The following is a 13,631-nucleotide window of genomic DNA, read 5'->3' on the forward strand; positions in this document are numbered from 1 at the left end:
CCGCCGCGCCGACCGTCGCCCGATCGCTCCCGATCGAGACCAGCACCGCGCTCGCGATGGCGATAACACTTAGGTACCGGACAGATCAACCTTCGATAGTGACCCTTCGATCGTTCATCGATAACACGGGTTCGCCCGATCGGACGATTGCGGTCGTCGCAGACGACACTGGGGGGCCGTTCGAGGACATGCTCGCCGAGGCGTTTCCCGACCAGCAGATCGGCGTCGAGCGGACTGAAGCCAGTGCCATCGGTACCGATCTCGCCCCCGAGATCGACGACGCACTCGCGGCCGCGGGCGATACGGCCGTGTTGCTCGAGGACGGCGAGCCGATCGCGGCCTCCCCGATGGACGAGCTGTACGACGCGATCCTCGCGATCAACTCCGACCTGTTCGTCACCGGAGCGCGCGGCGTGGGCGAGATCGAGTTCCCCGACGTGCTGGCGGGGCTGGAAGGGACCCGGCTCCGGCTGCGTGGGTATCCGCTCGCGCACAAGGAGAAGCTCCTGTTGATCGTCGTCTCGCGGTACATCGAACAGCGGGCCTGGGCGGCCGGCCGCGGCACGTTATACAGCGCGTTCCAGCGGCTCTCGCGCATCGACGACGAGATCGGGACCTACGAGACCTACGCGAAACTCGCCGAAACCGACGTCGACGTTCACGTCTACGGGATCGACGACGGCTGCCCGCCCGAACTGGGTACGACGATTCACACCGGGACGGGGCCGGAGTATCGGGACGGCTGGTTCGTCATCTACGACCCCGACGATCGTACGGCACCCGACGCCGTCGGCACCGCACTCGTCTGTCTCGAGACCGAACCCCGCGTCTGGGACGCCGTCTGGACGACCGAACCCGACCGCGTCGCACGGATCGAGGACTACGTCGCGCGGGAGCTGTAGCCCGACCGATCACGGGAGGCGGTGGGTTTTTCCGTCCGGTCACCAATTCCGGAGTACGCGATAAACGATCGTGAACACCGTCACAGTTTCGTTACGCATGCCACATTCGGTATGCTTTTACCGGCATGGGCAATAAGGACGGGTATGTCAGTACGCACTGCGTCCGCCGTCGGGCACGACGAACTCGCCGTGCTCAAACTCCTCGCGCTCGAGGGCGGGATCGAGGGCGACGTCAAGATCTCCTGTTCTCGCCTCGCCGATCGGCTCGACGCCTCGAACCAGACCGCCTCGCGACGCCTCCAGCGACTCGAGAGCGCCGACCTGCTCGAGCGCGACACCGTCAGCGACGGCCAGTGGGTCGCGATCACCGACGACGGCGAGCGAGCCCTCCACGCCGAGTACGAGGACTACCGGCGGATCTTCGAGACGGACTCACAGATCTCGCTCGAGGGGACCATCACGAGCGGGATGGGCGAGGGCCGACACTACATCTCCCTGCCGGGCTACCAGCGCCAGTTCGAGGACCGGCTCGGCTACGAGCCGTTCCCCGGGACCCTCAACGTCGACCTGCGCGAGGACAGCGTCCGCCGGCGAAGCGCGATGGCCTCCCTCGAACCCGTCCCGATCGACGGCTGGGAGTCCGACGACCGGACCTACGGCCCCGCCGTCTGTTACCCCGCGACGATCGAGACCGCCGACGGCGAGACCTACGACGAGGCCTACACCATCGCCCCCGAACGCACCCACCACGACGACGACCAGCTCGAGGTGATCGCCCCCGCCAAGCTGCGCGACGAACTCGACCTCGAGGACGGCGATCACGTCACCGTCTCGGTGGGTGATCGCGAATGACCGGCCACCACGCCGGTCCCCGATCGAACGCCGACAGCGGTGCGGGTGCCGGGCCGGCTGCTGATGCGTTCGATCACGCCCTCGAGTCGCTTCGAGCGGGTGAGCCGATCCTCGTCCACGACGCGGCCGACCGCGAGGGCGAGACGGACCTGATCTACCACGCCGACGCCGTCACTCCCGAGGCCGTGGCCCGACTGCGCAACGACGCCGGCGGACTGATCTGCGTCGCGCTGGGCTACGAGATCGCCGAGGCGTTCGACCTCCCGTTCTATTCGGACGCGGTCGAACACCCCGCGACGGCCGACCACGAACTCGGCTACGACGACCGGTCGTCGTTCTCGCTGACGGTCAACCACCGCGACACCTACACCGGGATCACCGACGACGACCGCTCGACGACCATCCGGGAGTTGGGCGCGGCCGCCGCCACCCCCGAGACGGTCGAGTTCGCCGACGAGTTCCGCGTCCCCGGCCACGTCCACCTGCTGAAGGGTGCGCCGGACCTGCTCTCCCAGCGCGAGGGCCACACCGAACTCGGGCTCGCACTGGCCGACACCGCGGACCTCGCGCCCGCCGTCGTCGTCTGCGAGATGCTCGACGACGAGACCGGGGACGCGCTCTCGCCGGCCGACGCCCGCACCTACGCCGACCGCCACGGCTTCGCGTATCTCGAGGGCAGCGAGATCCTCGAGCGCTGTCGGTAGGGCTCTTCGCCGATTTCGTCCCCATCTATAGCAGCGCCGTCTGGAGTCGACGACAGCGGGAGTCTCGAGCGGAACCACGAACACTTAGTACGGTGGCTTGTAACATTCTCGATCATGGGATTCGACGAGATGGACGTCGACACGATCTGGATGGACGGCGAGTTCGTCGACTGGGACGACGCGCAGATCCACGTTCTCACGCACGGGCTCCACTACGGCAGCGGCGTCTTCGAGGGCGCGCGCTGTTACGACACCGCGAACGGGCCGGCGCTCTTTCGCTGGGAGGAACACCTCGATCGGCTCTTCCAGTCCGCCAAGCCCTACGAGATGGACATCGAGTACACGAAAGAGGAACTCACCGCGGCGACGAAGGAACTCATCCAGCGCCAGGAGCTGCGGTCGTGTTACATCCGCCCGGTCGCCTTCTACGGCTACAACTCGCTGGGAGTCAGTCCGAAGGACTGTCCGACCCGCACCGCCATCGCCGCCTGGCCGTGGGGTGCCTACCTCGGCGAGGACGCCCTCGAGAACGGCATCGACGTGATGATCTCCTCGTGGCGGAAACACGCCTCGAGCCAGATCCCGACCAACGCCAAGACCACGGGCCTGTACGTCAACAGCATGCTCGCGGGCGAGGAGGCCCGCCGGAACGGCTACGCGGAGGCGATCGTCCTCAACAAGGAGGGCAACGTCGCCGAAGGCCCCGGCGAGAACGTCTTCCTCGTGCGCGACGACGAGATCTACACGCCCGGCCTCTCGGAGTCGATCCTCGACGGGATCACCCGCGATGCGGTCATTCGGATCGCCGAGGAACTCGGCTACACCGTCCACGACAACGTCTCGATCTCGCGGGGCGAACTCAACACCGCCGACGAACTGTTCTTCACCGGCTCGGCCGCCGAAGTTACGCCGATCCGGAAGGTCGACAACGTCGTCGTCGGGAACGGCTCCCGCGGCCCCGTCACCGAGGAGATCCAACAGCAGTTCTTCGACATCGTCGAGCAGGGTCCCGAAGAGTACGACGAGTGGTTCGAGTTCGTCGACGTCGAATAGCGGCGCTCGAGTCGGTTTAGATCGGTTCTCATCTGTTTTGGAGGGGGCGTTTTACTTCGAGAAACTGATTCTCGTGGCCGGGAGCGCGCCTCGAGCAGATGCGAGAGGCGCGCGACTCGGGGGAGGGCAGGCGGCTCCCCTCACCGACCGCGAGTGAGCGCCGCAGGCGCGAACGAGCGGGCCGACGACTGACGTGGAGCGAACGAAAGCGCGGCGCGAAGCGCCGCGTATAGACGAGCGGCGTAAGCCGCGAGTCGAGTGAGCGGAACGGAAGGAGAAGCGCTTTTCATCGAAGCTGAGCGGGATCGAAGATCCCGCGAGGTCCAAAAGAGCGCCTCGCGCTCTTTTGAAGATTTTCCCGAGGGTGCGCCGCAGGCGCGCACGCAGAGTAAAACTTCGTCGCTTAGTCGTCGTTGGATCCGGTCCGCCCCGTCTCGTCGATGACGTCGATCGAGATGCCGGCGTCCATCCCCCGGTGGTTCGCGTCGCCGAAGCCGGCGCTGAGGACCCGCGTCAGGGCGTCCTCGACGTCTTCCTCGAGTTCGGTGATCTCGTCGGACTCGACCTCGACGACGTAGCCGGTCGTGATGTTTGGCGACGTCGGCAAAAACAGCACCTCGCGCCCGTCGTCGGTCACCTTGCCGGTCTTGAAGGCGGTCATCCGGAGCCCCTCCCAAGTCTCGATCTTGACCGGCTTCTGCAGCGATTCCTGCTCGCCGAAGGCCGTCTCGGCGGCCATCTTCGAGGCGTTGTAGACCACCCGCATCACCGGCACGCGGTTCGCGATGTTGTCGACGAGTCGTTCGACGAGTCCGCCGACGGTCGTCCGCATGAGATAGCCGACCGAGAACGTCAGAATGACGAAGACGGTCAGCGCGACGACGACGCGGAGGAACTGGGCGATCTGCTCGCGGGTCTGGACCGCCTGTTGACCGTCGCCGGGGATAAACGCCTCGAGCGCGGCCGCGTCGAGAATGAGCCCGGGCGTCAGTCCGGCGACGAGTCCGTAGAGCCAGTAGAGCGCATAGAGCGTGACCAATATCGGGCCGAGAACGATCAGCCCGCTCGCGAAGTCCCGCTTCCACGAAGCCATTATCCCCTATCTCACACTGCGTGCTAATGAGCCCTTCCCTTCGGTCGATACTGTCAGTCGAACGCGACTGTTCCGTGCCGGCAGTCCGAGCCGGCGACGCCGGCGTCACGGACAAATTTCAAGCCAGTAGCCCGACCATCGAGAGGCATGAGCCTCGAGAAGGAGTCGTCCGAGGGGGCCGACCCGCTCGATCCGTTCCGACAGTTCGTCTCGCTCGAGCGGGACGTGTTGGTCCTCTCGGTGGCGATGTTCGCGTTCAGTCTGGGGTTTCAGATGACGAGTCGGTACATGGGCGAGTACCTGTACGCGCTCGGGGCCTCGGGGCTGGTCGTGGGGCTGTTCGGCTCGTTCGGGAACGTGATCAGCGCGGTGTATCCCTACCCCGGCGGCGCGGTCTCGGACCGGATCGGCTCGCGGGCGGCGTTGACTGCCTTCGGGCTGTGTTCGACGGTCGGGTTCGGCGTCTGGCTCGTCGCCCCGGCGCTGGCGGACGTCTCGGTCGGCCCGACCTCGCTTGCGGTCGTCGCGGTCTTTCTCGGGCTCGTCCTCGCGCAGGCCTGGAAGTCCTTCGGGCTCGGGGCGACGTTCGCTATCGTCAAGCAAGCCGTTCCCCCGTCGCGGCTGGCGGCCGGCTTCGCCAGCACCGAGACGTTCCGCCGGACGGCCTTTCTCGTCGGCCCGCTGCTGGCCGCCGCGCTCTTCTACCCGTTCGGCTCGAGCGACGGCGGCGTCGTCACCGCCTTCCAGTTGATCCTGGTCGCCGCGGTCGTCTTCGGTGCGCTTGGAACGCTGGTCCAGCACCGGCTCTACGACCCCGCTGGCGACGACATCGGTTCGGAGTTCGAGGGCGTCACGCAGTTGCTCGCCGACCTCCGGGCGCTGCCCGCGGAACTGCGCCCGCTGCTAGTTGCAGACACGCTCGTCCGCTTCGCAAACGGAATGGTCTACGTCTTCTTCGTCATCGTCGTCACGCGCTTTCTCGAGGTCGGGCTCACGGTGTCGCTGCCGGCGGTGGGCACGCTCGAGCTCTCGCCGCAGTCGTACTTCGGGGTGTTGCTGGGGCTCGAGATGCTCGTCGCCCTGCTGACGATGGTTCCGGTCGCGAAAGCAGCCGAACGCGTCGGGCTCAAGCCGGTCGTCGCACTCGGGTTCGTGGTCTACGCGGTCTTCCCGATCCTGCTGATCAACGCGCCCCCGGACGCGGCCGTCCTCGCCGTTCTCTTCGCCTTCTCCGGGCTCAGATTCGCCGGGCTGCCGGCTCACAAGGCGCTGATCGTCGGCCCCGCCGAACGGGGTACCGGCGGCCGGGTTACGGGCGCGTACTACCTGCTTCGGAACCTGATCGTGATCCCCAGCGCCGCGCTGGGCGGTCTGCTCTGGGACGGCATTTCCAACCCCTTGACCGGTGTCGAACTGTTCCCCGGCGACCCGGTCGTCGCCTTCACCGTCGCGACCGCGATCGGAGTGGTCGGGGCGGGCTATTTCCTCCTGTTCGGCGAGGAATTCGAGGCCTATCGGTGAGCGAACTACCGAACGCAAGAACCCCATAAACGGTTTCTACGGCAGGAACGGGCGGTAGTAGTACGGGCTGACGAACCCCTCGATCAGCGCCGCGACGGCAAGTACCATCCCGATCCCGATCAAGATCCAGAACGCTCGCTCGAGGGTGTCCGCTAACTCGACTCGGCCGGCCCGTCCCCGGAGGGTCCGCCACCCGGCCGCCCCGACGGAGAGCCCGAGCGCCGCCGCGACGAGTATCGCCGGAATCTCGACGATTCCGTGGGGGGCCACGAACGCGGCCAGTTGCGTGGGATCGGCCTCGAGGCGGGCGATCGCTCCGATAAACAGACCGTTGAACAACAGCGAGACGACTGCCGGGACGGCGAGCGCGAGCCCGCCGTAGGCCGTCGAGAGCGCGACCAGCCAGTTGTTGCCGAACAGTTCGACGGCTGCTGCGGGCGGGAAATGTCCCTCGAGGCGGGCGGCGATCGAGGTCTCGACGGTGCCGGCGTAGGGGTCGGCGACGAGCCAGCCGGCCCAGAAACTCAGCCCGGCGAGGACGACGACCAGCGCGTGGGTGCCCGGATGCGAGCGGACGAACCCGGTCAGCGACGACCAGCCCCGTCCCAGGCCGGCCCCGAACTGCCCCCGGAGCGAGCGGGTCGGCGACGCGGGGGGCTCGAGCCGGCCGCGATAGCCACAGTAGACGGCCGTTTTCAGCAGATCGAGTGCCGGAAAGAGAACGAGCGACGTGGCCAGCGAGCCCAGCGCGACGACGTCGACGAGCGAGAGCAGCCCGGAGACCGTCGAGAGCGCGAGGAGCGCTCCGACGGCCATGACGTAGTAGAAGCCGGCGTCGACCGGCTGCCTGCGGACGAAGCCGGCTGCGTGCCGCAGCGAGCCGAACACGCCCGCGTCGTCGACGACGACCGCGACTGGAGCGAACGCGAACACGGCACGGATCGCGATGAGCGCGATCATCGCGACGCCGACGGCCAGCAACACGACCGGGACGGCCAGCAGACCCACCTCGCCCAGAAGCGAGACGCCGCCGGCGACCACCGCGGTCACGATACCGACGGCGACGAGGACGGCCGCCCAGCACAGTACCTCGAGGACGAACAGGCCGAGAAAGCGCGGCCAGTACCGACGAGCGCCGGCGAGCGCGGCCACGAGCCCGCGCTCGTCCCGGAGGCGTCCGTAACAGCCCGCGAGTTGGCCCGCAGCGACGGCGGCCGACGCGAGCGCGAACAGCGCGATACTCAGGAGGACGGTTACCGCGGCGAGCGCGAGCAGCGGCGGTGCGAGGAGTTGGTCGACGACGGGTTCGAGGCCGGACGCCCACGCTTCGAACTGCTCGGGGTCGGCGTTAGGGTCGGTCGGCGGTTGCTCGAGGTCGGCCAGCTGGGTCCGGATCATCTCGAGGCGGCCGGTCGTCGCGAGAAAGAGGTATGCGACGGCGACGGCCAGAAACGGGACGGTGCGGACGATCGCGGGGATCGACGCGCCGACGAGATAAGCCGGCAGGAGATCGCCCGGCCGGCGACGGAGAACGGCGACGACGGCGGCGACGTAGTCGGACAGGGACATAGCCCTCGTTTGGAGGGCGTCTCAGTTAAATGATCGTTCTCGTCGGTTGAGGAGAGCCGGCGGCTCGAGGGTCCGCCGTCCGGTCGGCTCTCGTTATCGGGAATACGTCTCGAGGCGGACGATCCGCTCGTCCGCGAGTTCGAAGACGTCCGCGAATTCGAAGAGCGTCGCACCGTCGTCGACGACGCGGCCTCGCACCGCGACGCGGTCGCCGTCGACGATCACGGCCGCGAGTTCGTGGCCGGTGTCCGGGTTCGGCCGCTCGTCGCGCATGAACGCGACGAACGCCGCCCGGTCGTCGAAGGTGCGGTCGGGGCGGCGCTGGACGAACTCGGGGTCGAGGATCGACTCGAGCGCCTCGTAGTCGTGGTCGTCCAGCGCGTCGTAGTAGCGCCTGACGAGCGTGGCGGAGTTCATACGCGACGTTTCGTCGCAGCCGACAAAAGCGTGGGACTCTCCGATCCCCTCAGCGTGGGATCAATCGTCGTCGGATTCCTCGTCGACAGTCTCGGGGAGGGTCTCGGGCCTGGGCGGCTCCTTGCGGTCGGTAACGGCGGTGTGAACGGGGTCGGCGTCCGCCCGGTAATCGTCGCCGGTCGCCTCGTCGCCGCGGCCGTAGTGGTCCGCCGCGCTCGCGTACCACTTCGCGGCGTTGCGCCGATCCGTCGCCTGTTCGTTCGCCCGTTCCGCGATCCGGGCCACTGACTCGTCGTCCGCGTACCGTCTGGCGGCGTCGAACGCCTCGAGCGCGTCGGTAAGCGGCTCGACCGCTACGTCGAAGGCGGCCGCCGCCGTCACCCAGTCCTCGGCCGCGAACGCCTCGCGGCCCCGCTCGTACTCCGTCACGCCCTCGCGGTAGTGGGTGTTTGCGATCCGGTAGCGCTCGACGGCCGCGTCGTCGTCGGAGATCGTCTCGATCGTCTCGCGGATCTCCGCCAGAGGCGGCTGTCGTTGCGGGTCGTCGCTCGACCAGGCGAAGTGGACCGTCCGTTCCCCGTCGAGGACGAACACGGCGCGTTTGGCCGCCTGCCGGTGGCCGTACTGGTCGTCCGAGCGGACGCCGTAGGTCGCCGCGATCGAGCCGTCGCTGTCCGACACGAGCGGGAAATCGAGGTCGTACTGGTCCGCGAACGCCCGATGGCTGAACGCCGAGTCGGTCGAAACCCCGACGATCGAAACGTCGTTCTGGAGCCCGAACAGGTCCAGATCGCGGAGCGAACAGAGTTCCTCGGTACAGCTCGGGCTGAAATCTGCCGGATAGAACACCAGCAGGACGACACCGCTGTCGGCGGTCACCTCGTCGAACGTGACGTGGCGGATCTCGTCGTCGACCGCTGCGGGCCCGTCGAACGTCGGTGCGGTTGCCCCCGTCTCGAGCATATCACTCGTTGGATCCACGACTGCCATATGCACACCGATCGCACGAAGCGACGCGAGTCGGAGGTGGCACCGACCGCACGTCGATCAGAGTCAGCGGGGGAAAGCGACGCGGCGTCGCGTCCGGAACGGCCGACTCGAGCGCGGTTCGCGACCCTTTTGTCCCGAGCCGACCTGTGTTCGGCCGTGGAGTGTCACGTCTACTACGAGGGCGACGACGACCCCGAGAAGTGTACCGCGCGTCGCCTCGAGCAGTTCGACGAGGCGACCCTCTATCGCTCGATGGGGCAGGTGCCCTACGGGGTCGTGCTGAACCCCCACGCCGAGCGAGCGCTCGCGCCGGCCGACCGCGAGGCGGGGCTGGAGACGCTGGTCGCGCTCGATTGCTCGTGGGAGTCCGCCGAAGAGGCGTCGTTCCAGATGCGCGGCGTCCACCGAGCGCTGCCCTTTCTCGTCGCCGCGAATCCGGTCAACTACGGCCGCCCGTTCCGGCTGACCACTGTCGAGGCGCTGGCCGCGGCCTGCTGCATTTTCGACGAGTACGACCGCGCCGAGCAGCTGCTCGAGCCGTTCCGCTGGGGCGAGACGTTCCTGACGTTAAACGAGGAGCCGCTGCGTCGCTACAGCGAGTGTACGGACTCGAGCGAGGTCGTCGCGGTCCAGGAGGACTATTTGGCCGACGGAGAGGAGTAACTGGCCGACGAGGAGGAGTGACGCCGGACGCGAGGCGGCTCACCCGTCGCTCTCCTCGCTCGGCGGTGCCGACCGCCGTGCGAGCCACGACTCGTACACGGCGTAGCCGAGCGCCACGACGGCGAACGTGACGAGGAGGACGATCGGATAGACGGCTCGACCGCCAGCGGGGTCGCCGTTTCGGACGACGAGAGCGGCAAACCCGACCGCGACCGCGAGGAACCCGACGCCGATGGCCGTCAGGACGAGCCGCATCGGACGGGTCGTGCCGGCCGTCTTCGGTTCGGCCGTCGGCGTCGCCGCGAGCCCCCGCTCGAGGGCCCGGTCGACGGCCGCGGCGTGACGGTCCGGTACCGGAACGAAAAGCGGCGGTCCCTGAACCCGGCGGATCACGAGGAACCGCCACCGCGAGAGCCGACGCAGGGGCAACCGATAGACGGCGACCACGTCCTCGAGGGCGATCACCACTGGGCCGCCGATATCGTCGTCCGTACCCAGCTGTAACCGCCGCTCCTCCGGCTCGAGCGAGACCGTCGCCGTGAGCGGACCGAGGAACAGCATCGACAGGAGCGCGAGGACGAACAGCGCGATCGTTAGTTCGGGTGCGGTACCGATCGTGACCGTAACGAGGACCGCGCCGACGGCCGTCGCGACGACGAGTCCGCGTCCCGTGAGCCGGTCGGTCGCCGCGTACCGGGCGACCCACTTGGATCCGTTCGTCCCGTACTGAACGAGTAGCCAGCAGTACAGCAGGGATATCGGACCGCCGACGAGCCCGAGGACCACGACGAGCGCCAGCGTCGATCCGGTGATCGCTCCGGCCAGCCCGAAGCCCGCGAGGCTCAGTACCAGAACGAGCCCGAGCCCGCCCCCGATCCCGTAGGGAGCGTACGTGACGAGTCGCGAGAGCCAGCTGTTGTGCGGGCCGATCGTCCACCGGACCGAGTCCGCCATCACTCGAGCCGACACGCCGACCGGTCCTAAATGTTGTCTCGGCAACTCGCTCTCGGCAACTCACCGTCCGGCCGCCGTCCGCCGGCGGCCCCAATCACAGCGGTTATATGGGCCACGGGCGAAGCCGGGGTATGGCCAGTTTCGACGCCGCCGAGAAACGGACGCTCGAGAAGATGATCTGCATGCGCTGTAACGCCCGCAACTCCAAGCGCGCCGAACGCTGTCGCAAGTGCGGCTACGAGAAGCTTCGCCCCAAGGCGAAGGAACCGCGCGCCGCATAACCGCTGGATCGACCGGCCGATCCGTTCTCCGTCGTTTTCGATCGCTCAGTGACGACGCCGTCCGAGGAGCGCCGCGGTCGCGGTTCTACTCGTCGGGATGCTTCGGCTCGCGCTTTTCCGCCCGCTCGAGCGCCGTCTCCGACCCACCTTTTTTCCGTTCGGGTTCGCTCCCGACGGTCGCGAACCACTCACGCAAAAAATCTGGACCAAAAAAGACCGCTCGCTCACGGGCGCTGCCCGTTCGCTCGCGGCCCTACTCGTCGGAATACTTCGGCTCACGCTTCTCCGCCCGCTCGAGCGCCGTTTCCACGACGTCGCGCACGTCGCCGTGGAAGACGCCGCCGTGGCCCGCGTACATGTGTTCGACCCCTTCGGGCATGCGCTCGAGCAGGTCACGGATGCTCTCGATGAGGCGGTCGCGGGACTGACCTGCCATGTCGGTCCGGCCGAAGCTACCGTAGTCGAAGGCCCCGTCGTCGTGGACGACCACGTCGCCGGAGAACAGCGACGACTCGGAGACAAAGGAGACGTGATCGTCGGCGTGACCCGGCGTGTAGACCACGTCGAACGCCTCGTCGCCGATCCGGACGGTGTCGCCGTCGTCGACGGCGTGGGTTCGGGTGGGATGGTCCGCGTAGGCGTAGACCTCGGGGTCGAAGGCCTCGACGACGGCCTCGAGTCGCTCGACGTGGTCGCCGTGCTGGTGGGTCATGACGACGGCGTCGACGTCGTCGGTGTGGCTCCGGACTTCGTCGACGACGCCGTCCCACGCGCCGGCGTCGACCAGCGTCGTCTGCCCGTCCTCGCCGATCGCGAGGAATGCGTTACAGGTGAAGACTTCCGCGTCCTCGGTGACGTGAACGACTTCCATACCCGGACACTCGAGGGCCGACGGCAAAAACGGTGCCCTCGCCGCGGGCCGGCGACCCGTGACGGCACCGCTTCGAACACGGTAGTTGGCATCGAACGATTCGCGTCGCTGGCCCCGTTCTCGAGGGTCTACGGCGGTTCGGAAAGCCTCGCGGACTGGTAACCGCGGAATTTTTTAATCGGTATCCCATAGTACACCACGTATGGGATTCGGGAGCTACGACGAATCCGAACAGCAGGAAGTCGACGCTGATTTTGACGACGATGACGCAGTGAAATCGGGAGCGAACAGCCACGACGGAACCATCGAGTTCGAGAACGGGGCCTCCAGCGACGAGTTGCTCGACCGTCTCCAGGAGATCAAAGACGACGACGGGTGAGCGATGAAAGCCGGGGTGCGGGCGCTTGGCATCGCCGAATCGTACCGCGGTGATCGCGATCGGAATCGAAGCACGTTCGCCGGTGCCGTCGTCCGCGCCGACCGCGTCTGTGACGGGTTCGCGTACGGCTCCTGTCGCGTCGGCGGCACCGACGGCACCGATGCCGTCGCCGGACTGATCGACGACCTCGGCCGGCCCGACGCCCGGTACGTCCTGCTCGGCACCGTCGCCCCCGCGTGGTACAACCTGCTCGATCTCACGCGTCTTTTCGAGACCGCCGATCGGCCGGTCCTCGCAGTGACCTTCGAGGCCAGCGACGGCCTCGAGGACGGTCTCCGGGACGCGTTCTCGGGGCCGGAACTCGAGTCGCGCCTCGAGACCTACCGGTCGCTGCCCGAGCGACGCGCGGTGTCGGTCAACGACGAGACGGTCTACGTCAGAGCGGTCGGCCTCGAGCCGGCCGCGGCCGCGGCGGTCGTCCGCGGATTCACGCCCGAAGGCGGTCGTCCGGAGCCGATCCGGGTCGCGCGAGAGGCGGCCAGCGCCGCGGACGCGTATGCCCGGTCGCTCGAGTGAGCGCGATGCGGGAGGACGGTCGAAGTGCGGCTCGGGGTGTGGCCGACGATCGGTCGGCAATCGCGACCCGAATCGGCAATCGCGACCCGAAAGACGTAGTAGCCGCCCGTCACAGCCACCGGTATGGAAATGGAGGACTGTCGGGTCACGGAGTGTACGCGCTGTCCGGCGCTGGTCGACTCGCGGAGCCGGATCGTCAACGGTACCGGTCCCGCGGACGCCGACCTGCTGTTCGTCGGCGAGGGGCCGGGAGCCAACGAGGACGAAGAGGGCGAGCCGTTCGTCGGCCGCAGCGGATCCGTTCTCGACGACGCCCTCCGAAACGCCGGCCTCGACCGGAGCGACGTCCGCATCACCAACTGCGTGCGCTGTCGCCCCCCCGAGAACCGCGATCCGACGGGCGAGGAACTCGAGAACTGCCGGGTCTATCTCGAGCGCGAGATCGAGGCCGTCGACCCCGAGGTCGTCGTCACGCTGGGAAAGGTCCCCAGCGAACACCTCCTCGAACGATCCGTCGCGGTGACCGACGAGGCGGGCTCGCTCGAGGAGGTCCGACTCGGCGACACGCCGCGGCGCGTGTTGCTCTGTGTCCACCCCGCGGCGACGCTGTACGACCGCAGTCAAGCGGAGACGTTCGAGGACGCGGTCCGGCGGGCGGCCGAACTGGCGGGCGTCACCGAGAGCGAAGGCGGCCAGTCTCGACTCGACGGGTTCTGACAGCGGGACGGCGGGTCCTGACGACGGGACGGCGGCCGCGGGACTCGAGCGCGGCCGGAGAAAATTGACTGGAAGGGGAATACACTTGA

General features: G+C 67.7%; 16 protein-coding genes. 10 read left to right on the forward strand and 6 right to left on the reverse strand.

Annotated features, from left to right (window positions below):
- The first annotated feature begins 98 nt into the window (after positions 1-98).
- From A6E15_RS04040 to A6E15_RS04055, 4 genes are all read left to right on the forward strand, one after another.
- Entirely contained in the window at positions 99-902 is an 804-nt protein-coding gene (locus tag A6E15_RS04040) for a DICT sensory domain-containing protein (RefSeq protein WP_076143905.1), read from the forward strand.
- A gap of 144 nt (positions 903-1,046) precedes the next feature.
- Positions 1,047-1,754 carry a DUF120 domain-containing protein gene (locus tag A6E15_RS04045; protein ID WP_076143908.1) on the forward strand — a complete coding sequence of 236 codons (708 nt, stop codon included), beginning with the start codon at positions 1,047-1,049 and terminating at the stop codon, positions 1,752-1,754.
- Entirely contained in the window at positions 1,751-2,458 is a 708-nt protein-coding gene (gene ribB, locus A6E15_RS04050; protein WP_076143911.1) for a 3,4-dihydroxy-2-butanone-4-phosphate synthase, read from the forward strand. The genes A6E15_RS04045 and ribB overlap by 4 nt, the downstream gene beginning before the upstream one ends.
- Before the next feature lie 114 nt (positions 2,459-2,572).
- On the forward strand, positions 2,573-3,511 hold the full coding sequence (locus A6E15_RS04055) for a branched-chain amino acid transaminase (protein WP_076143913.1): 939 nt from the start codon (positions 2,573-2,575) through the stop codon (positions 3,509-3,511).
- Between the two features lie 403 nt (positions 3,512-3,914).
- Here A6E15_RS04055 and A6E15_RS04060 read toward each other — a convergent pair whose 3' ends face one another.
- Positions 3,915-4,604, reverse strand: coding sequence for a DUF502 domain-containing protein (locus A6E15_RS04060; RefSeq protein WP_076143915.1), 690 nt, complete (start codon positions 4,602-4,604; stop codon positions 3,915-3,917).
- 147 nt (positions 4,605-4,751) lie between these two features.
- On the opposite strand from A6E15_RS04060, the gene A6E15_RS04065 reads away from it, so the two are divergent.
- Positions 4,752-6,125: an MFS transporter gene (locus tag A6E15_RS04065; RefSeq protein WP_076143918.1), complete on the forward strand. Its 1,374-nt coding sequence runs from the start codon at positions 4,752-4,754 to the stop codon at positions 6,123-6,125.
- A gap of 36 nt (positions 6,126-6,161) precedes the next feature.
- Here A6E15_RS04065 and A6E15_RS04070 read toward each other — a convergent pair whose 3' ends face one another.
- The 3 genes from A6E15_RS04070 to A6E15_RS04080 form a co-directional block, all read right to left on the reverse strand.
- A complete protein-coding gene (locus A6E15_RS04070; RefSeq protein ID WP_076143921.1) occupies positions 6,162-7,694 on the reverse strand; it encodes a stage II sporulation protein M in 1,533 nt (510 codons plus the stop codon).
- A gap of 93 nt (positions 7,695-7,787) precedes the next feature.
- A complete protein-coding gene (locus A6E15_RS04075) occupies positions 7,788-8,111 on the reverse strand; it encodes a nuclear transport factor 2 family protein (protein ID WP_076143923.1) in 324 nt (107 codons plus the stop codon).
- A 60-nt stretch (positions 8,112-8,171) separates the two neighbouring features.
- On the reverse strand, positions 8,172-9,074 hold the full coding sequence (locus A6E15_RS04080) for a redoxin domain-containing protein (protein ID WP_084177335.1): 903 nt from the start codon (positions 9,072-9,074) through the stop codon (positions 8,172-8,174).
- A gap of 183 nt (positions 9,075-9,257) precedes the next feature.
- On the opposite strand from A6E15_RS04080, the gene A6E15_RS04085 reads away from it, so the two are divergent.
- Entirely contained in the window at positions 9,258-9,764 is a 507-nt protein-coding gene (locus A6E15_RS04085) for a DUF367 family protein (protein ID WP_076148177.1), read from the forward strand.
- Between the two features lie 39 nt (positions 9,765-9,803).
- Here the strand turns inward: A6E15_RS04085 and A6E15_RS04090 are convergent, their stop codons facing one another.
- Positions 9,804-10,718, reverse strand: coding sequence for a hypothetical protein (locus A6E15_RS04090; protein ID WP_076143928.1), 915 nt, complete (start codon positions 10,716-10,718; stop codon positions 9,804-9,806).
- 131 nt (positions 10,719-10,849) lie between these two features.
- On the opposite strand from A6E15_RS04090, the gene A6E15_RS04095 reads away from it, so the two are divergent.
- Entirely contained in the window at positions 10,850-10,999 is a 150-nt protein-coding gene (locus A6E15_RS04095) for a 50S ribosomal protein L40e (RefSeq protein WP_076143931.1), read from the forward strand.
- A gap of 253 nt (positions 11,000-11,252) precedes the next feature.
- Here the strand turns inward: A6E15_RS04095 and A6E15_RS04100 are convergent, their stop codons facing one another.
- Positions 11,253-11,870 (reverse strand): MBL fold metallo-hydrolase, encoded by a 618-nt coding sequence (locus A6E15_RS04100; RefSeq protein ID WP_076143934.1) that lies wholly within the window; start codon positions 11,868-11,870, stop codon positions 11,253-11,255.
- Positions 11,871-12,072: 202 nt separating this feature from the next.
- Here A6E15_RS04100 and A6E15_RS04105 point away from each other — a divergent pair, with 202 nt between their 5' ends.
- The 3 genes from A6E15_RS04105 (at position 12,073) to A6E15_RS04115 (ending at position 13,542) form a co-directional block, all read left to right on the forward strand.
- The gene (locus A6E15_RS04105; RefSeq protein WP_076143937.1) at positions 12,073-12,249 is read left to right on the forward strand and encodes a DUF5786 family protein; all 177 of its coding nucleotides are present in this window, start codon (positions 12,073-12,075) and stop codon (positions 12,247-12,249) included.
- A gap of 3 nt (positions 12,250-12,252) precedes the next feature.
- A complete protein-coding gene (locus tag A6E15_RS04110; RefSeq protein WP_076143940.1) occupies positions 12,253-12,825 on the forward strand; it encodes an endonuclease dU in 573 nt (190 codons plus the stop codon).
- Between the two features lie 129 nt (positions 12,826-12,954).
- Positions 12,955-13,542 carry a uracil-DNA glycosylase gene (locus tag A6E15_RS04115; protein WP_076143943.1) on the forward strand — a complete coding sequence of 196 codons (588 nt, stop codon included), beginning with the start codon at positions 12,955-12,957 and terminating at the stop codon, positions 13,540-13,542.
- Positions 13,543-13,631: the final 89 nt, after the last annotated feature.

The sequence above is a fragment of the Natrinema saccharevitans genome, from assembly GCF_001953745.1.
GTDB classification, from domain to species: domain Archaea; phylum Halobacteriota; class Halobacteria; order Halobacteriales; family Natrialbaceae; genus Natrinema; species Natrinema saccharevitans.